Annotated in this window: 14 protein-coding genes and 5 tRNA genes; 10 read left to right on the forward strand and 9 right to left on the reverse strand. The window is 62.6% G+C overall.

Going from position 1 to position 18,967, the window contains the following annotated elements:
* Nucleotides 1-350 (reverse strand): winged helix-turn-helix transcriptional regulator (locus C2I19_RS18030; RefSeq protein WP_103904023.1); only part of this gene is annotated, 350 nt, incomplete at its 3' end.
* A 139-nt stretch (nt 351-489) separates the two neighbouring features.
* Between C2I19_RS18030 and C2I19_RS18035 the strand changes: the two genes are divergently transcribed.
* The 5 genes from C2I19_RS18035 (at nt 490) to C2I19_RS18055 (ending at nt 5,337) form a co-directional block, all read left to right on the forward strand.
* Nucleotides 490-1,797 (forward strand): D-amino acid dehydrogenase, encoded by a 1,308-nt coding sequence (locus C2I19_RS18035; RefSeq protein ID WP_103904024.1) that lies wholly within the window; start codon nt 490-492, stop codon nt 1,795-1,797.
* Between the two features lie 4 nt (nt 1,798-1,801).
* The gene (gene alr, locus C2I19_RS18040; protein WP_103904025.1) at nt 1,802-2,872 is read left to right on the forward strand and encodes an alanine racemase; all 1,071 of its coding nucleotides are present in this window, start codon (nt 1,802-1,804) and stop codon (nt 2,870-2,872) included.
* A gap of 395 nt (nt 2,873-3,267) precedes the next feature.
* The gene (locus C2I19_RS18045) at nt 3,268-3,879 is read left to right on the forward strand and encodes a LysE family translocator (RefSeq protein ID WP_103904026.1); all 612 of its coding nucleotides are present in this window, start codon (nt 3,268-3,270) and stop codon (nt 3,877-3,879) included.
* A gap of 37 nt (nt 3,880-3,916) precedes the next feature.
* A complete protein-coding gene (locus tag C2I19_RS18050; protein WP_103904027.1) occupies nt 3,917-4,846 on the forward strand; it encodes a LysR family transcriptional regulator in 930 nt (309 codons plus the stop codon).
* A gap of 86 nt (nt 4,847-4,932) precedes the next feature.
* Nucleotides 4,933-5,337: an aminoacyl-tRNA deacylase gene (locus C2I19_RS18055; protein WP_255410704.1), complete on the forward strand. Its 405-nt coding sequence runs from the start codon at nt 4,933-4,935 to the stop codon at nt 5,335-5,337.
* Nucleotides 5,338-5,422: 85 nt separating this feature from the next.
* On the opposite strand, the gene C2I19_RS22815 is transcribed toward C2I19_RS18055, so the two are convergent.
* Entirely contained in the window at nt 5,423-6,742 is a 1,320-nt protein-coding gene (locus C2I19_RS22815) for a methyl-accepting chemotaxis protein (RefSeq protein ID WP_103904029.1), read from the reverse strand.
* 252 nt (nt 6,743-6,994) lie between these two features.
* On the opposite strand from C2I19_RS22815, the gene C2I19_RS18065 reads away from it, so the two are divergent.
* Both C2I19_RS18065 and C2I19_RS18070 read left to right on the forward strand, forming a co-directional pair.
* Nucleotides 6,995-8,656: a ShlB/FhaC/HecB family hemolysin secretion/activation protein gene (locus tag C2I19_RS18065; protein ID WP_158253759.1), complete on the forward strand. Its 1,662-nt coding sequence runs from the start codon at nt 6,995-6,997 to the stop codon at nt 8,654-8,656.
* 164 nt (nt 8,657-8,820) lie between these two features.
* Nucleotides 8,821-13,617, forward strand: coding sequence for a hemagglutinin repeat-containing protein (locus C2I19_RS18070; RefSeq protein ID WP_158253760.1), 4,797 nt, complete (start codon nt 8,821-8,823; stop codon nt 13,615-13,617).
* 67 nt (nt 13,618-13,684) lie between these two features.
* On the opposite strand, the gene C2I19_RS18075 is transcribed toward C2I19_RS18070, so the two are convergent.
* Nucleotides 13,685-14,524 carry a pirin family protein gene (locus C2I19_RS18075; RefSeq protein WP_103904032.1) on the reverse strand — a complete coding sequence of 280 codons (840 nt, stop codon included), beginning with the start codon at nt 14,522-14,524 and terminating at the stop codon, nt 13,685-13,687.
* Nucleotides 14,525-14,644: 120 nt separating this feature from the next.
* On the opposite strand from C2I19_RS18075, the gene C2I19_RS18080 reads away from it, so the two are divergent.
* Nucleotides 14,645-15,532, forward strand: a complete 888-nt coding sequence (locus C2I19_RS18080; protein ID WP_233201262.1) for a LysR family transcriptional regulator — start codon at nt 14,645-14,647, stop codon at nt 15,530-15,532.
* Here C2I19_RS18080 and C2I19_RS18085 read toward each other — a convergent pair.
* The 6 genes from C2I19_RS18085 to C2I19_RS18110 form a co-directional block, all read right to left on the reverse strand.
* Nucleotides 15,526-16,200 carry a GntR family transcriptional regulator gene (locus C2I19_RS18085; protein ID WP_103904034.1) on the reverse strand — a complete coding sequence of 225 codons (675 nt, stop codon included), beginning with the start codon at nt 16,198-16,200 and terminating at the stop codon, nt 15,526-15,528. The genes C2I19_RS18080 and C2I19_RS18085 overlap by 7 nt on opposite strands.
* A 165-nt stretch (nt 16,201-16,365) precedes the next feature.
* Nucleotides 16,366-16,441 (reverse strand) — tRNA-His (locus C2I19_RS18090).
* 46 nt (nt 16,442-16,487) lie between these two features.
* A tRNA-His gene (locus C2I19_RS18095) sits at nt 16,488-16,563 on the reverse strand.
* Nucleotides 16,564-16,609: 46 nt separating this feature from the next.
* Nucleotides 16,610-16,685: transfer RNA gene (locus C2I19_RS18100), tRNA-His, on the reverse strand.
* Nucleotides 16,686-16,707: 22 nt separating this feature from the next.
* Nucleotides 16,708-16,784 (reverse strand) — tRNA-Arg (locus C2I19_RS18105).
* Nucleotides 16,785-16,804: 20 nt separating this feature from the next.
* Nucleotides 16,805-16,881, reverse strand: a tRNA-Pro gene (locus C2I19_RS18110).
* A 227-nt stretch (nt 16,882-17,108) separates the two neighbouring features.
* Between C2I19_RS18110 and folD the strand changes: the two genes are divergently transcribed.
* Both folD and purU read left to right on the forward strand, forming a co-directional pair.
* A complete protein-coding gene (gene folD / locus C2I19_RS18115; protein ID WP_103904035.1) occupies nt 17,109-17,960 on the forward strand; it encodes a bifunctional methylenetetrahydrofolate dehydrogenase/methenyltetrahydrofolate cyclohydrolase FolD in 852 nt (283 codons plus the stop codon).
* A gap of 171 nt (nt 17,961-18,131) precedes the next feature.
* The coding region (gene purU, locus C2I19_RS18120; RefSeq protein WP_103904036.1) for a formyltetrahydrofolate deformylase at nt 18,132-18,967 on the forward strand (836 nt) is incomplete at its 3' end.

Raw genomic sequence — 18,967 nt, forward strand, 5'->3', positions numbered from 1 at the left:
TTGATCAGGTAGTCGAAATCGCCGGACACCAGGTGGCACTCCAGGATTTCCGGAATGCTCATGATCTCGCGGCGGAAGGCGTCGAAGATATTGCCGGACTTGGCGTCCAGCTTGATCTCGACGAAGACCAGCAGCGAGCCGCCTAGCGCATGCGGATTGAGCCGCGCGTAATAGCCCTCGATGATGCCGTCGCGCTCCATGCGGCGCACCCGTTCGGTGCAGGGCGTGGTGGACAGGCCGACCTTCTCCGCCAGCTCGGTCATGGCGATGCGGCCGTTCTTCTGCAGGATGCGCAGGATTTTCCTGTCCATCTTGTCCAGGGCTTTGGAGGCGGAGGTGATTGTCTTCATGTTTTCACTGCTTGATTAATAAATTCGTACTAGTCATCTGTTGATTCTCGTAAATTTCAGTGAAAAAAACCAGATGCGAGTGAATATACTAGCGGAATTCACTAGCTGTAGTGTCAAGGTTACAAACGGAGACGGGATCATGAAGGTAATCGTGCTGGGTGGCGGCGTTCTGGGCGTGTCCACTGCGTGGTATCTGGCCAAGGCGGGCTGCCAGGTGACGGTGCTGGAGCGCCAGGACGGCGTGGCGCTGGAAACCAGTTTCGGCAACGCCGGCCAGATTTCCCCGGGCTACTCCGCCCCGTGGGCGGCCCCCGGCATTCCGTTGAAGGCGGCCAAATGGATGTTCCAGCGCCACGCGCCGCTGGCCATCAGCCCGGACGGCAGCCTGTATCAGTTGCAGTGGATCGCCAAGATGCTGGCCAACTGCAATGAAAAATCCTATGCGGTCAACAAGGGCCGCATGATGCGGCTGGCCGAATACAGCCGCGACAAGATCAAGGAACTGCGCGCCGAAACCGGCCTGGATTACGAAGGCCGCCAGGGCGGCACGCTGCAGCTGTTCCGCAGCCAGGCCCAAGTGGACGGCATGGCTAAGGACATCGCCGTGCTGCGCGAATGTGGCGTGGACTTCAATGTGCTGGACCCGGACGGCTGCGCCCGCGTGGAGCCGGCGCTGGCGGCGGTCAAGCACAAGCTGACCGGCGGCCTGCAACTGCCCAATGACGAAACCGGCGACTGCAATCTGTTCACCAGCCGCCTGGCTGACATGGCCCGCGCCCGCGGCGTGGAGTTCCGCTTCGGCGTGACGGTGGACGCCATCCTGAACGACGGCAAGCGCATCACCGGCGTGCGCGTCGGCGGCGAGACGCTGACCGCGGATCATTACGTGGTGGCCATGGGCAGCTATTCGCGCGATATGGTGAAGGAACTGGGAATAGACATCCCGGTGTATCCGGTCAAGGGCTACTCGCTGACCGTGCCCATCACCAATGCGGCCATGGCTCCCGCCTCCACCATCCTGGACGAAACCTACAAGGTGGCGATCACCCGTTTCGACAACCGCATCCGCGTTGGCGGCATGGCCGAACTGTCCGGCTACAACCTAGAGCTGAATCCGCGCCGCCGCGAAACGCTGGAAATGGTGGTGGGCGATCTGTATCCGCAAGGCGGCGACATCCCGGCGGCCAGCTTCTGGACCGGCCTGCGCCCGATGACCCCGGACGGCACGCCCATTGTCGGCGGCACCCGCTTTGCCAACCTGTCGCTGAACACCGGCCACGGCACGCTGGGCTGGACCATGTGCGCCGGTTCCGGCAAGGTGCTGGCCGACCTGATCACCGGCGCCAAGCCGGAAATCAGCGTGGACGGACTGTCCATGCAGCGCTACGCCAAGCAGGGCGAAACCCTGGTGGTGCCGGTGATCCGTCCGGCCTTGCAAGGGGCCTGAAGCCATGCGCCCCTTGATCGCGGAGATCCGGCTGGACAATCTGCGCCATAACTATCAAGCGGCGCGCGCCGCCCATGGCGACAAGACGCTGGCGGTGCTGAAGGCCAACGCCTATGGCCACGGCGCGGCGCGCTGCGCCCAGGCGCTGGCCGATATCGCCGACGGTTTCGCCGTGGCTTGCCTGGAAGAGGCGCTGCAACTGCGCGCAGCCGGCATTGCGCTGCCCATCCTGTTGCTGGAGGGGGTGTTCGACGCCGACGAGCTGAAGGTGGTGGACGAGCACGACTTGTGGATGGCGGTGACCAGCGAACAGCAGCTGGCCATGGTTGAGGCCGCTCATCCGGCCAAGCCGTTCCATGTCTGGCTGATGCTGGATTCCGGCATGCACCGCGAAGGCTTCCTGCCGCAGGACTATCACGCGGCTTGGCGCCGGCTGGAGGCCTGCGGCAAGGTGGGCAAGATTATCAAGATGACCCACTTCGCCCGCGCCGACGAGCCCGATGTGCCGATGACCTTCTCCCAGCTGGAAATGTTCGACGCCGCCGTGCGCGGCCTGCCGGCGGGGGACGAGTCGCTTGCCAACTCGGCCGGCATTTTGTGCCATCCGCGCGCTCAGCGTAATTGGGGCCGCGTCGGCATTGCGCTGTACGGCGTGACGCCGCTGCCGGCGGGCTTTGATCAGGACAAGGTCTTGCGCCCGGTGATGCGTTTTGCCAGCAAGGTGTTCGCCGTGCGGGAGCTGGGCATTGGCGAGCCGATAGGTTATGGCGACAACTTCATCACCCATAGACCCACCCGCGTCGGCCTGGTGGCCTGCGGCTACGCCGACGGCTATCCGCGGCGCGCTTCCACGGGCAGCGCCGTGCTGATCGACGGCGCGCCTTCGCGACTGATAGGCCGTGTCTCCATGGACATGCTGACAGTGGATCTGACCGACCTGCCGAATGCCGGCATCGGCAGCGAGGTGGAGCTGTGGGGCGACACGGTATCGGTCAATGACGTGGCGGCCCAGGCCGGCACAATAGGCTATGAGCCGCTGTGCAACGTCAAACGGGCGCATTTCGTCTACCGCTGAGCATTTTGGATTAAGCCAGGCGCTTGACGCGGCTTGGACCTATCTACGACAGCCCCGCCGGTTTAAGCCGGCGGGGCTGTTTGACTTTCTTGCCGCATGCTTTTCCTTCGTCGCTTGCGGCAAACCCGCTTGGCGCGTCGCGCAAGCGCCGATTTCGCGCCATTCCCGTCGCTTTTCTCGGTAGCATCCTGTCGCCGTTAGGCGACGCCATGGCCGCGCAGGTATGCAGGATTCAGATGGCCGCTATCTGCGAATGAGCGTTTTAAGTCATCTTTTCCTAAAGTAAACTGTTTTTCGATTCTCAGGGTTGGAGAATCTATGGTTTTTAATCGAACTACGCTTTGCATTGGCTAAGAAGATGGCGTTGTTCATGAATGCGTTGGGAGTTTAAATAGATGGCGGCAGCTTCGCTTTTTGCTTTTGCTTTGCTTATGTTCGCGGCAATCATAACGCCAGGGCCGACAGTGCTTTTAGCGTTGGATAATGCCAGCCGGTTTGGCATGCGCCGTACCTGCTTTGGAATTTTGGGGGCAGGCTTGGCTGATGTCGTGCTGATTTCGCTGGTTGGTTTGGGCTTGGGCATGGTTCTTTCCACATCCGAGGTATTGTTTGTTGGACTGAAGTGGCTGGGAGCCGCCTGCTTGGCCTTTATGGGCGTGCAGATGCTGAAGTCATCGGGCGAGGCGATTGAAAGCGCCACCCTGAAAGTTACGCCGGCTAATTATGCGATTTTTCTCAAAAGCTTTCTCTTGGCAATGAGTAATCCTAAATATTACCTTTTTCACGCAGCGGTCTTGCCTCAGTTTATTAATACGACGCATGCCGCGCTGCCGCAATATGCCACATTGATCCTTATTGTTGTGGCGATTGATGTGGTGGTGATGGTGGGCTATGCTGTCCTTGGGCGAAAAGCGGTCGCTGTCTGGAAGGAAGGCGGAGTGAAATGGATGAGCCGAATCAGCGGCGGCTTGCTGATTCTTCTTGCGGGCTCGGTTTTGCTGGTGTGATGCGGTATGCGGCGTGCGCAAAAGGATAGGTCATGTTATGGATCAAAACGTTAATTTAAATCTGCTGTTTTCATTGAAGGCGCTGCTGGAAACCCGCAATTTAACTCATGCCGCCAACCGGCTGGGGCTTGCCCAGTCGGCAATGAGTCGACACTTGGTTCAGCTGAGAAACGAATTCAAAGATCCGCTGCTGGTGCGTGAAGGATCCAGTTATATTCTAACCGAAAGGGCAAAGTCGCTGCGCGTGGATCTGGATGCATTGCTTCTGAATATAAGTAAAATTTATGATCCATCGGAATTTAATCCGGCTCTATGCGAGAGAATATTTACATTTGCCGGTTCTGATTATCTTGCGGAATATATGTTTCCTGATATCGTTGATAGAGTTCTGCCACTGGCTTCCAAGGCGAATATCAGCTTTCTCTCTTGGCGGGCGAATCATTTCAAGATACTGGTAGATGAGGAAGTGGATCTGATGGGGGCGATTGCCGATCAACTTCCGGAAAATATTTATGGGAAGTCAGTAGGGCAGGACAGGCCCGTCTGCGTAATGGCGGCCAACCATCCCCTTGCGGAGCAAGGCGAGTTGACGCTGAATGATTATTCGCATTTTCAACATGTGCATATCAGCGGCGCCAGCGATAAGGATGGTTTTGTCGACAATTACTTATCCCGTGCGGGCATGAAAAGAAATATCCGCATTGAGACGCCGTATTATGTTTCGGCCCTTAGCATCGTGGCTCGCAGTCAGTTGTTGTTGACCATTCCGGAGCATATGGCTGCCAAATTCATGCTGCAATTTCCAGTATGTTTCAAGCCTATCCCCTTTGTCGATCACGTCAATCAATACTGGTTGCTGTGGCATGGCCGTGTGGATAAGGACCCTGCGCATCGTTGGTTTCGCGAGCATGTGTTCGACGTGCTTTACCACTCGATTCATGGCGTAGCGCAGCGGGGCGGGAATTAGGCTTGAATGGCGGCGTATGATTTCAATATGGCTGCTGCCGGCAGGTGTTTATGGAGAATATGGCATGACTGGATTGCGAGGGTCGCTTGGAAATATTAAGTCACAGTAAACCGCTGCGTTCGGTCAGAGATGGATTGGAGTATTTTGGAATGGATCCGGCCCAAGGCGCGCCAACTTTTGTGATTGATGCGGACGGAAAGCTGTACGCGCTGATTCTGTCCGCGGCGCGGGGGCATATCGACTTCGAAAAACTGGCGCAAGTCCTTGGCGTGGACAGCGCTAATCTGGCCAGCCGGCAGAAGGCGGAGAGCGCGACGGGAATCGCTATTGGCGCGATGCCGCTGATCGGGCTGGACATGCCGTATATTCTGGATGCGGCGCTGCTGCGGCAAGAGCATGTATACGGCGGGACGGGGTGTTTCAATACGACGGCCAAAGTATCGCCCGCAGAGCTCATCGACGCCAACCAGATCAAACTGTTTTATGAGTAAGGCGTGAGCGGGCGATGGCGAAGCGCCGTTTGCCGGCAGAACTGGCAAACGGCGCTTTCGCAATGGCGAGCCGTGGATGCGCGGCTCAGCCTTTTTGGACCACCAGCTTTTCCACGCGCTGCGTCGCGTCGCGGGTGCGCTCTGCCAGCTTGCGCACTTCGTCGGCCACCACGGCGAAGCCGCGGCCGGCCTCGCCGGCGCGCGCCGCTTCGATGGCCGCGTTCAGCGCCAAGAGATTGGTCTGGTCCGCGATGGATTGTATGGTGCTGACGATGGCGGCGATCTCGCTCAGGCTTTTTTCCAACTGCTGCCGCTGCTGGCTTTCGCTGCTCAGCGCCTCCGAGCGTTTTTCCGCGTCTATGTCTATCAGCGCGCCCACTACGCGCAAAGGCGTGCCGTCCGCCGCGCGCCGGGTCTGGCCGCGGGCGCGAAACCAGCGGTAGTCGCCGTTCTTGCATTGCAGTCGGTATTCCAGGTCATATGGCGTCTGGCCACTGCGATCGCTCAAATGGGCGGCGAAGGCGTTTAGCGCGCGTTGCTTGTCCTCGGGATGCAGCCGATTGGACCAGCTCTCCAGCAGGTCCGGGAATTCCTGCGCGTTTTCGAAACCCAGCAGCCGGCGGAACTGGTCCGACCACCAGAAGGCGTTATTACCGCTGACCGGATTGGCCGCGTCCACCTCCATGTCCCACAGGCCCTCGGCCAGCATGGCGCTGCCCAGCTCGAAGCGGGTCATGGTGCGTTCCAGCTGGCGGCGCTGTTCTCGGCGCTCGGTGATGTCGCTCAGCGAACCGGCCACGCGCTGCGGCACGCCCTTGTCGTCGCGCAGGGTGGCGCCGCGGGCGCGGAACCAGCGGTAGTCGCCGTTCTTGCATTGCAGCCGGTATTCGATGTCGTACGGGGTCATGCCGCTGCGGTCGTTCAGATGGGCGGCGAAAGCTTCCAGCACGGGCTGCTTGTCGTCCGGGTGCAGGCGGCCGGCCCAACTGCCCAGCACATTGGGAAAATCGCGCTCGTCATGGAAGCTGAGCAGGGCGCGGAAAGTTTGCGACCACCAGAACACATTGTTCGGGTTCAGCGGATCGCCGGCCAGCACGGACATATCCCACAGCCCCTCGCTGGCGGCGCGGTTGACCAGATCGAAGCGCGTGTCGAGCAGTTCCAGCCGCTGTTGCGCCTCGTTCAAGGCATCCTGCAATTGCGTCAGCCGCAAGTCGGCCGCTTGGCGGCCGGCATCGGCCGCGCTGAGCTGCTGCTCGCGCTGCTCCCAGACGCGAGACAGTTTTTCGCCCAGATTGCGCCAGCGCTCGTCGCCACGAATCTGCCATCGCGCCGATTCTCCGCGCAACGCCGCTTCGGCGGCGGCATTCAACTGCTTGATCATATTATTGCCGGCAAACCACATGGCATTCCTCCATGGTTGGTGTTTAGATTTTAAGCATAGTCTTATGGCATGCTGGTGGAATTAGGTAGAAATACGGGTTCGTTCACGCTTATGCGCTTGTATCGTCGGCAGGGACGTGCGATATCATGGCGCGTTTTTAAACTGGCCCGCTTGTTTTCAATCTTTTCCCTAAGAGTGTCCGCTTTGAATCCATTTGTTCGCGCCGCTGAGTCGGTGAAGCCGCTCCGTCCCGACGCGTTGAGACGCGTTGTCATGGCGTTGGCCTGCTGGTGCTGCGTAATACCGGCCAGGGCGGACACGCAGCCCGTTCCGTCTGACTTGCGGGCTGGGAACGACGACGCGCGCCGGCTGCTGCAGAACGGCAGCAGCCGCTTCGATGAGCTGATCCGCCAGCAGCGGCTGCGCCAATTGCAAAGCGGCGGCAGCGGCGCGGAACGCGCGCCGTCTAGCGAACGGGCCGGCGGGCGCTGCCTTCCCGTGTCCGGCTTGCGATTGGCCGGCATCACTGCGCTGACGCGCGACGAAGTGGCCGCTTTGGGCTTGCCGCATGGCGAGTGCCTGGATGTGGCGGAACTGAACCGATTCAGCCGGGCGCTGACTGCGCTTTATCTGGGCAAGGGCTATATCGCGGCGCGGGTGGCGGCGGAAGGGCCGGACGCGCGCGGCGTGCTGACGCTGCGCGTGGCGGAGGGCAGGGTGGCGGCGATGCGGCGCGGCGAAGGCGCGCCGCGGCCGGGCAATTTGTTTCCCGGCATGCTGGGCCAGCCGCTCAATGTGCATGACCTGGACCAGGGCCTGGACCAGGCCAACCGGCTGCGATCGAACCACGTTACGGTAGATGTGCTGCCGGGCGCCGGCGTGGGCGAATCCGCGCTGCAACTGAGCAATCAGCCTGACTCGCGGCTGAGCGGCGGCTTGTCGCTGGACAATGCCGGCCGCGATTCGACCGGCCGCCTGCAGGCCGGCGCCAATCTGGGCTGGGACGATATGAGTGGTTGGTCGGACTTTTTGAGCCTGTCGGCGCAGACGACTAGGGAAGACGCGTCGGTTCGGCACAGCCGCAGCGAGTCGCTGTTCTATTCCTTGCCCTATGGCTATTGGACCGTCAGCGCGTTCGTGAGCCGGGCAGACTATCTAAATCCGCAGCAATTGGCTTTCCGCGCGGTACGGCTGTCCGGCGCCACCGCGCAAGATGGCCTGAGGCTGGATCGCGTGCTGACGCGTGATCAGGGCCATATTCTGACTGCGGATCTGCAAGTGACGCAGAAGCGGATACGCAATTATCTGGAGGATGCGCCGCTCTCGATCAACAGTCCCAGCCTGATGGTACTGGAGGCGGGGCTGTCCAGGATGGTTATCTTGAGCGGAGGCATGCTGCAACTGGATGGCGCCCTGCAGCGCGGCGTGAGATGGCTGGGAGCGGACGCGCGCGATGCCCGTGTGGACGGCCTGCCGAATCCGCAGTTCCTGAAGCTGCGCTTGAGCGCCAATTGGCTGCAGACGATGGCCTGGCCCGGCGGGCCGTATCAATTGCAATCCACGCTGAGCGGCCAGGCCAGCCGCGATTCGCTGCCGGGCGTGGAGCAGATGGATGTCGCCGATGGCGGCGCGGTGCGCGGCTTCCGCAATAATGCCTTGCCGGCTGAGGCGGGCTGGTACTGGCGCAATACCTTGTCGCGGCGGATGCCGCTGGGCGGCTGGGTTTTGACGCCCCGAGCGGGCGTGGATGGCGGGCGGGCGCTGCAGCGCGGCGGAGAGGAAACCTGGCAGGACATCGCCGGCATGGACATCGGCGCGGCGCTGTCGTGCGGCGGGCTGACGCTGGACCTAGATTACAGCCGCCCCTTGCGCAAGCCGCAGGGCTGGCGGCAGGAGGGACATATCCTGTTCGCCAGGCTGAACTGGCAGTGGTGAGCGCGCACTGTTGTAAATGAGAGGAAACAGAAACAAATGATATTGTGAAGATGTATTTCAATTGATTTGATTTAAAAAAAACCTTAGATTCCAAATCAAACACTTGTTTTATTGTGCCGCCCACTGCTTGGGCGGTCGATGATCTTGGTTTCGAGGGGATGATGATGAAAAAAACAAAGTTCGACTTGTCCGTTAGCGGCAAGGTGGCGGCGGCGCTGACCCTGGCCTTCGTGCTGGCGGACGCCGTCCTGGCGGGCGGCATCGTGGCCGCCGGCGGCAGCGGCCAGCAGCCGCAAGTTTCCACGGCCGGCAATGGCGCTCAAGTGGTCAATATCGCGGCGCCGACGGCGGCCGGCGTGTCGGTCAACCAGTACCAGGACTTCAACGTCGGCAAGCCCGGCGCGGTGTTCAACAACTCGCTGCAGGCCGGCCAGTCGCAGTTGGCGGGCCAGCTCGGCGCCAATGCCCAGCTGAACGGCAACCAGGCCAGCGTGATCCTGAACGAAGTGGTCAGCCGCAATCCCTCGCTGCTCCTGGGCAAGCAGGAGGTGTTCGGCAAGGCCGCCGACTACGTGCTGGCTAACCCCAACGGCATCGCCTGCAACGGCTGCGGTTTCATCAACACCCCGCGCGCCTCGCTGGTGGTGGGCAACGCCAATCTGCAGAACGGCGCCATCGCCTCGCTGCAAGCGGCCAACAACGGCAATGCGCTGAGCGTGTCCGGCGGCGGCGCGTCCGGCGTCAATGTGCTGGACCTGATCGCGCCGCGTTTCGATATCCAGGCCAATGTGGCCGCTGCCGACGCCATCCGCGTCCGCGCCGGTTTCAATACGGTCGATTACGCCAGCGGCCAGATCGTGGCCACCGCGGCCGCGCCGGATGGCGTGGGCAAGCTGGACAGCTATTTCCTGGGCGCGATGCAGGCGGGCCGCATCAATATCGTCAGCACGGCGGCTGGCGCCGGCGTGAATGTGGGCGGCAATCTGGCGGGCGGCGATGAGCTGACCGTGAGCGCCGCGGGCGCTCTGGCGGTGCAGGCCGCCCAGCTCAAGGGCAAGCAACTGGCGCTGAGCGGCTCGACCGTCGATATTTCCGGCCGCGTGGACAGCGAAACCAGCAATGACAGCAAGCATGACGAAAGCTGGTTCATCTGGAAGACCGGCGAAAGCCATAGCAGCACAGCCAAGACCGACGCCAGCGTCAAACGCGCCTCGCTGCAGGGCGACAGCGTGACCGTGACCGCCAATGACAATGCCCATGTAGGCGCAGCGGACATCCAAGGCCAGAGCGTGCAGCTGTCCGCCGCCAGCGTCAGCCTGGACGGCCAGGTGGCGCAGAGCAGCGCGTCCAGCAGCGAGCATGACTGGAAGAACTCTTGGGCTTACAACCAAGACAAGAACAGCACCACGCAAGAGCAGTCTGTGGCGCGGATCAAGGCTGGCAACGACGCGACGATCAACGCCAGCGGCGGCGACATCGCTCTGGCCGGCGCCAGCGTGCAGGCCGGCGGCAATCTCAAGCTGAGCGCGACCGGCGGCGTGAAGCTGTCCGCCTTGACCGAAACCGACACCAGCAGCGATGCGGGCAATCGCAAAAACGACGGCACGGCGCTGGAAACCGGCAGCTGGAACAATAGCGCCAGCCAGCAGCGGCTGGTGCAGGCGCAGCTGCGCGCCGGCAACGCGCTGGGCGTAACGGCCAGCGGCGACATCAATGCTCAGGCGGCGACGCTGCAAACGGGCGGCGACGCCGTCCTGTCGGCACAGGGAAAAACCATCCTGGCGGCGCAAACCAGCGCCAACAGCAGCAGCGTGCAGAACGGCAAGACCTATTGGGGCGGCATAGGCGGCGGCGCCAACCAGAACAATGGCAGCAGCGCCACTATCAATACGGGCAGCGCGGTGAATGCCGGCGGCAAGCTGTTCATCAACGGCGACGCCGGCATCGCCATCAACGGCAGCCAGGCCAAGGGCGCGCAGGGCGCGTATGCCAAAACGCAATCCGGCGGCGTGCTCATCGACAGCGCGTTGGATCTGACGCAGACCCGCACCGACCAACGCACGGGCACCGCCTTCAACATCACCAACAGCTCCAGCAAGGGCAGCAGCAGCCAGCAGACGGCGGTGGGCTCCGCCTTGAAATCGGACGCAGACCTGCAACTGATTTCCGCCGGCGACGTGGCGGTGACCGGCAGCCTGGTCAAGGCGGCGCAGGCGCTGAACATCCAGGCGGTGGGCGATGTCAAGGTGGCCAGCCAGTCAGCGGAAACGCATAGCCAATCTCAGGATAGCCAGCTGGCGCTGCGCGGCGTAGGCGCCGAAACCGGCGACAAGCAATACCGCGGCGGCGTGCGGCTGGAAAACACCAGCAGCAGCCAGCAACTGGACCAAATCAGCCAGACCGGCTCGCAGCTGGCAGGCGGCAGCGTCAAGCTGGCGGCCGGCAATGACCTGACCCTATCCGGCTCCAAGCTGGAAACGGTGGGCGACGCCAGCCTCAGCGGACAGAATGTCAACCTCAACGCGGCGCAGGCCTCCAGCCATAACGACAGCTCCACTACGGTGAGCGGCGGCGGGGTGTATCTGACCGGCGGCCTGGACAAGACCGGCGCCGGCATCGAATTCGGCCAGAACAGCAATCGTTCCGTTGTCGATGGCGGCACGGCCCAGATTAGCGAGGTGAAAGCCGGCGGCAAGCTGGACATCACCGCCGGCAACGGCATGGGCCAGTTGCAGAACCAGGGCACGCAGATCAAGTCCGGCGGCGCGGTGACGATCGCCGCAGGCGACATCAACAATCAGGCGGCGGCCAGCCAGCAGTCCACTCAGCAGACCGCCAGCCATTGGGGCGTGGATGTCGGCGTCAATGTCGATTACAGCGGCATCACCCGTCCCATTGTCAATGCCGGCGGCAGCGTGGCCAAGGGCGACGTGGGCGGCGCGGCGGGCCAGGCGGCCAACTTGGGCGCGGCCAATCTGGGCGTGGATGTGAGCGCCGCTGGCGGCAGAGCCAAGTCGCAAAGCCAGAGCGGCACGGTCCAAACGACTAGCATCGCAGGCGCATCCATCAATGTGGCCGCTGGCGGCGCCTTGAAGGATCAGGCCACGCAATACCAGGCCACCCAAGGCCAGGTGAGCATCAGCGCCGACAGCCACCAGATGACGGCGGCGGCGAACACCCAAAGCCAGAGCAGCCAGGCCAGCGAAGGCGGCGCCACGGTCCGCGTCTACACCACCACCGGCCAGGATGTGAACGTCAAGGGCAGCGGGCAGGGCAGCTATAGCAGCAGCCAGAGCGCGTCCAGCAATGCGGTGACGGGTTCCATCCAGTCCGCGGGCGGCGTCGCCATCCAGGTGAACAACAACGCCAGCTACCAGGGCGCGGCCATCAACGGCGGCAGCGGCCAGGCCACTATCCAGGCCGGCGGCAAGCTCGCGCTGAGCCAGGCCGACAATACCGCCAGCAGCCAGCAGCATACGGTAGGCGTGAATGTAGGCGTAACGGTCAGCACCAGCCCCATCGACGGCGGCAAGCAGGTGGGCGGCAGCGGCAATCTGGCGGTGAGCAATCAGCAAAACCAGGCGGCCAGCAGCCAGGCGGCGACCGGTTCTGTGCTGTCGGCCGGGGGCATCGCGCTGAGCGCGGGCAATGGCTTGACGGTGCAGGGCGGCAGCCTGCAGAGCGGCGGCGGCGTCAAGTTGCAGTCCGATGGCAAGGTGAGCCTGCAGGCCGCCACCGGCAGCGACAGCAAGACGGGTAACGGCTGGGGTTTCAACGTCAATGCCGGGGGCAGCAACAGCGATGGCAAGAGCGCTTCGTCCAATGGCTTGAATGTCGGCGGCGGCGTGCAATTGTCCAGCCAGAACGACGCCAGCGCCAGCCAGACCGGCGCTCAGGTGAGCAGCGGCGGCGCGTTGAGCGTCAGCTCCGGAGCCGCCGGCAACAACGCCGTGTCGCTGCAGGGCAGCCAGCTTGCCGGCAAGACGGTCAATCTGTCTGCGGACAATGGCGGCGTCAGTCTGCAATCCGCGCAAAACAGCAGCCAAAAGAACGATTGGAGCGCCAGCGCCAATCTGGGCGGCGGCGGCAACAACAGCGTGGCCAAGGCCGACGGCCAAGCCAAGGCGGACGGCGCGAGCAAGACCTACCAGGCGAACGGCGGCTTCGACGTCAAGGTGGATCAGCAGGACAAGCTGGCCAACGCCAATGCGACGGTCAAGGGCGGTCAGGTCAACGTCAAGGCCGATGGCCAGCTGACGCTGGCCGGCGGCAATATCGCCGGCGGCAAGGTGGACGGCAGCGTGGGCGGCAATGTCGTGGTGCAAAGCCAGCAAGACCGCAACAACAGCACCCAGGTGGAAGTGGGCCTGAATGTCAGCAGCTCCAACGCCAAGACCCCCAGTGTGGTGGATCAGGCCGCCAGTCTGACCGGCCCGCTGGCCGGCTCGGTCAAGGGCAAGGCGACCGACGTCGTGAACGCCGTGGCCGACAAGGTGCAGGGCGCGCCGGCTGCCGCCGACGCCAAGCCTAGCCTGGCGGACAGCGCGCGCGAGAAGGCGGGCGCTACGCTAAAGGACAAGTTGCTGAACCCGCAGGACAAGGGCACGCAGGTGGCGGGCGTGATCGACGTCAGCGTCAAGACCGACAATAGCGTGGGCAGCGCCAGCGGCGTCAGCGGCGATCAGGGCGTGAGCCTGGCGGTGGGCGGCAAGGCGCAGCTGAACGGCGGCCAGATCGTCTCCGGCGCCGGCAAGGTGGACCTGAGCGGCGCCAAGGTGGAGAGCAGCGACATTCAGACCAGCAGTTACACTGGCGCCGGCGGCGTCAAGCTGGACGGCACGCCGGCGGCCATCATCCAGCAGGCGGTGAAGGACGTCACTTCCGGCCAGATGCCGCTGATCCATGTCGAGCGCAGCAGCCAGAGCCAGACTGCCGCGGGAGGCGTGAAGTCCGGCGCGTGAACCGCGAATTTGCGCGGAAACGGCGAACGGCAGCCCAAGGGCTGCCGTTTTTGCGTGGGCTTGGATTTCAGAAGCGGCCTTCGCTGTAGTCCTCCATCGCCTGCTCGATTTCTTGCCGGGTGTTCATCACGAACGGTCCCCATTGCACGATGGGCTCATTCAGCGGCTTGGCGGCCAGGACCAGCAGCCGGCTCTCTTCCGAGCCGTTGCGCAGTTTCACGCCGGCGCCGTCATGGCCCAGCACGGCCAGCTGCCGCTCGCGCATCACGCTGTCCGCCGCCTGGGTCACGCCCTGGTATAGATAGAGGAAGGCATGGTGGCCCTCCGGCAGCGGCAGCCACAGCTCGTTGCCGGGGCGCAGGGCGATGTCCAGATAGAGCGGCTCGGTGACGGGCCGCTCTATCGCGCCGCGCCTGCCGTAGAAGCGCCCCGCCAGCAGTTTCAGCGTGTTGCCGTCCGCGTCTTGCCAGCTTGGGATGTCGGCGGCCTGGATGTCGCGATAGCCCGGCTCCGTCATCTTGTCGGTCGCGGGCAGGTTGATCCATAGCTGGAAGCCGTGCATCAGACCATTCTGCTGCTCAGGGATTTCCGAGTGGACGATGCCGCGGCCGGCGGTCATCCATTGCATGCCGCCGGGGCCGAGCAGGCCCTCGTTGCCGGCGTTGTCGCGGTGGCGCATGCGGCCGTCCAACATATAGGTGACGGTTTCGAAGCCTCGGTGCGGGTGGCTGGGAAAGCCGGCGATGTAGTCGTCCGGATTGTCGGAGCGGAATTCGTCCAGCATCAGGAAGGGGTCCAGCCGCTTCTGCAGGGACTGGCTCAAGACGCGCAATAAGCGCACGCCCGCGCCGTCCGATACCTCGCGGCCGGTGACCAATTGTTCCACTTTTCTGCTATCGCCTTGCATGGCCATCTCCTGGTTTGGATTCGATGCCTGTATTTTCACCGTGAAATATCAGATGAAAAAGCGCAAAATTCAGCGGTAATCAATCGTGAAAATAGATATATGGGGCAGCCAAGGACAACGTTGGAGCAATGGCAGGTGCTGCAGGCCATCGTGGAGGAGGGCGGTTTCGCCCAGGCGGCGGAGCGCTTGCACCGCAGCCAGTCTTCGGTCAGCTATATGATGGCGCGGCTGCGCGAACAGCTGGGCGTGGACTTGTTGCGGCCGGAAGGGCGGCGGATGCGGCTGACGGCCGAGGGCGCTGTGCTGCTGCGCGAGGCGGCGGAGTTGCTGCGCAACGCCGAAAAATTGGAGCGGCGCGCCGGCAGCCTGCGGCGCGGCTGGGAGCCTGAGCTGAAAGTGGCGATGGACAGCCTGCTGCCGTCCGAAGTGATGCTGGCGGCCTGCGGCGATTTCGCCGGCCATTGCCAGGACACGCGGCTGCAATTGCACGAGGTGGTGATGTCAGGCGCGGACGACGCGCTGTATCAGGGCGATGCGGCGCTGGCGGTGGCCGGGCGGGTGCCTCAGGGCTTCTTGGGCGACTGGCTGCTGGACGCGGAATTCGTGGCCTGCGCGGCGCCAGGGCATAGGCTGCATGCGCTGGGCGGCGAGCTGGACGGCGCCCAGCTGCGCGGCGAGGTGCAGGTGGTGCTGCGGGACTCCGGCATAAGGCAGCCGCGCGACGAGGGCTGGCTGGGCGCAAACCAGCGCTGGACGGTGACGCAGCCGGAAACCGGCATCGCCATGGTGGAGGCGGGGCTCGCTTTCGGCTGGCTGGCGCGGCACCGCATCGCGCGGCAATTGCTGGATGGCAGCCTCAAGCCTTTGCCGCTGAAGAGCGGCGCGGTGCGCAAGGCTTCGCTGTACCTGGTGCTGGCGGAGCCATCCTCCGCCGGGCCGGCCTGCCTGTATCTGGCCGACGCGTTGCGCCGGGCGGCGGAAGACTGGCGGCGCGGCGAGCCTCAGTGATTGGCCTGTTGGCCTTTTAGATAGCTTTCCAGCGCGTGGCCGGCGGACAGGATGTGGAAGCGCAGGAATTCCGCGGCTTCGTCGGCTTTGCCCTGGCGGCACAGTTCCAGCAGCCGGGTGTGTTCCTCGTGGGCGCGCTCCATGGTGCGGGTGAACAGGATCTGCATCCGGGTGTAGCGGTCGGTCTTGTTGTGCAGCTGTTCGATCAGCGCTAGCGTGTTGGGGCGGCGCGCGGCGCGGTACAGGGCCAGGTGGAAGCGCGAGTTGATCTCGCCCCAGTGGCGCACGTCGTTATTGTTCAGCGCCACTTCGAATTCGCGCAGGGTCTGCTGCGCGGCGTCCAGGTCGGTCGAGGTTTGGCACGGGATGGAAGCCTTGAGCAGCGAGCATTCCAGCATCGCCCGGACTTCCAGCAATTCCAGAATGTCCTCCAGCGACAGCTTGGACACCAGCGCGCCCTTGTGGTCGATGATCTGGATCAGTCCCTCCGCCTCCAGCTGGCGCAGCGCTTCGCGCACGGGCACCCGGCTGACGCCGTATTCGTGAGACAGCGCCTCTTGGCGCAATTGTTGGCCGTCGGCGAATTCGCCGGAAAGAATGCGGCGGCGCAAGGATTCGGTGACGGCGCTGGTAAGCGTCTGGCGCTTGATCGGCTGCAGGGTGGTCATGGTGGGCTGTCGCTATCTGTCAGTCAATCGGATACATGCAAATGTATTCGATTATACGGAGCTTCACTATTCGGGCAAGCGCCGAACTTGAATATTTTTGTCGCGAATCTGTAATTTGGAAGCGGAATGTGAAAAAGCCCGGCGAGAAGCCGGGCTTTTTAATCTTGGGGTGGATGATGGGACTCGAACCCACGACAGCCGGAATCACAATCCGGGACTCTACCAACTGAGCTACATCCACCGCCGAAACGGTGTGAATCGCGGCGGGGCCGCAATTACGCAAATTGTGGGGTGGATGATGGGACTCGAACCCACGACAGCCGGAATCACAATCCGGGACTCTACCAACTGAGCTACATCCACCGCTGAAACGGTGTGAATCGCGGCGGAGCCGCAATTACGCAAATTGTGGGGTGGATGATGGGACTCGAACCCACGACAGCCGGAATCACAATCCGGGACTCTACCAACTGAGCTACATCCACCACTGAATACTTAAGCAAGCTTTGGTGCGCCCGACAGGAATCGAACCTGTAACCCCCGGCTTAGAAGGCCGGTGCTCTATCCGGTTGAGCTACGGGCGCTCCATCGGGCTGCTTGTGTCTGGTCGGGGCGGCGGGATTCGAACTCGCGACCCCCTGATCCCAAATCAGGTGCGCTACCAGGCTGCGCTACGCCCCGAACAGAGACCGCAACTATACGGATGGGCCTAGAGGCTGTCAACGGCTTTTTGCAAATATTTTCGCAGTGTTTCGGCGTGGTTTTATGGCGCCTGGGGTGTGGTGAAGTTTTTTTCTTTATATATCTTGATCTTAAGAAAAATAAAGCGTGGGGGCGGTCTTACTGCGCTGCGCAATTAATGCGACAATAGCGCCCGATATTTATCTGCTTCAATAAGGGATTAAGGCATGACGGCACAATTGATCGATGGCAAGGCGGTGGCGGAACGGTTGGTTGCGAAAGTGCGCGCGGGCGTTGAGGCGCGCTTGGAGCAAGGCAAACGCGCCCCGGCGCTGGCGGTGGTGCTGGTGGGAAATGATCCGGCTTCGGCGGTTTATGTCGGCGCCAAGAAAAAGGCTTGCGAAAAAGCCGGCGTGCGTTCGGTATCGCATGAATTGTCTGCGGAAACCAGCCAGCAGCAATTGCTGGAGATAATCGACCAATTGAATGCCGATGACGGCATCGATGGCATTCTGGTGCAATTGCCGCTGCCCAAGCAGATCGATCCGCAGGCAGTGATAGAGCGCATCGATCCGAAAAAGGACGTGGATGGCTTCCATCCTTACAATGTGGGCCGTCTGGTCATCAAGATGCCGTTGATGCGGCCTTGCACGCCGCGCGGCGTGATGACGCTGCTGGAAGAGTACGGCATCGATCCCAAGGGTCAAAAGGTGGTGATCGTCGGCGCGTCCAATATCGTGGGCCGGCCGCAGGCGCTGGAAATGCTGATGGCGCGCGCCACTGTCACGGTGTGCCATAGCGCGACCCGGGACCTGGAAGCCGAAGTGGCGGCCGCTGACATCCTGGTGGTGGGCGTGGGCATTCCCAACTTCGTCAAGGGCGCATGGATCAAGCCGGGCGCGGTGGTGATCGATGTCGGCGTCAACCGGCTGGATAACGGCAAGCTGTGCGGCGACGTGGAGTTCGCCGCGGCCAGCGAGCGCGCGAGCTATATCACGCCGGTGCCGGGCGGGGTGGGGCCGATGACCATCGCCACCCTCTTGCAGAATACGCTGGATTCCGCCAATCTGAAGGCCTGAGCCGTCCAGCCGTTCGCGCGGCGGTTCTGAGCATGCTCGCCACAGCGGCCGGTGCAGCCGGGCTGTGGCGATTTTGTTTGCCGTCATGAATGCGGCGAGGATTGCAGACAGCCGCGCGCGGCTGTTTTAGTATTGCGTAAAACTAATTTACGAATGAGTGCGGGTTTACTGATGAGTCACGACAAACACTCGGCCACGCTGCTGATCAGCGCGCCGGACAAAAAAGGCCTGGTAGCGGCCATCGCCAACTTCCTGATGACCTACAACGCCAACATCATGCATGCGGACCAGCATCAGGACACCAGCGAAAACCTGTTCCTGATGCGGGTGCAGTGGGATCTGGACGGCTTCACGCTGCCTATGGACAGTTTTGCCGCCGCTTTCCAGCCTATCGCCGACGAGCACGGCATGAACTGGAAGGTGTCGCTGTCGACGCGCAAGCCGCGGATGGCGATTTTCGTCTCCCAGTACGAACACTGTCTGGTGGATTTGATGCACCGCTGGCGCATAGGCGAGCTGGATTGCGACATTCCGTTGGTGATTTCCAATCATGAAACCTGCCGCCGCCTGGTGGAGTTCAACGGCATTCCTTTCCATGTGATCAAGGTCACCAAGGACAACAAGGCAGAGGCGGAGGCGGAGCAGTTCCGCCTGCTGGAGGAGGCTGGCGTCGACTTCGTCGTGCTGGCGCGCTATATGCAGATCCTGTCCAGCGGCTTCGTCGAGCGCTATCCGGATCGCGTGATCAACATCCACCACAGCTTCCTGCCGGCTTTCGACGGCGCCAAGCCTTATCATCGCGCCTTCGCCCGCGGCGTCAAGCTAATAGGCGCCACCAGCCACTACGTGACCGAGGATCTGGACGAGGGGCCGATCATCGAGCAGGAAGTCACGCGCATTTCGCACCGCGACACCGTGGATGACCTGGTGGAAAAGGGGCGCGATCTGGAGAAAGTGGTGCTGTCGCGCGCCGTGCGCTGGCATCTGGACAACCGCGTGCTGTCGTA

This window comes from Chromobacterium alticapitis, from assembly GCF_002924365.1.
GTDB classification, from domain to species: domain Bacteria; phylum Pseudomonadota; class Gammaproteobacteria; order Burkholderiales; family Chromobacteriaceae; genus Chromobacterium; species Chromobacterium alticapitis.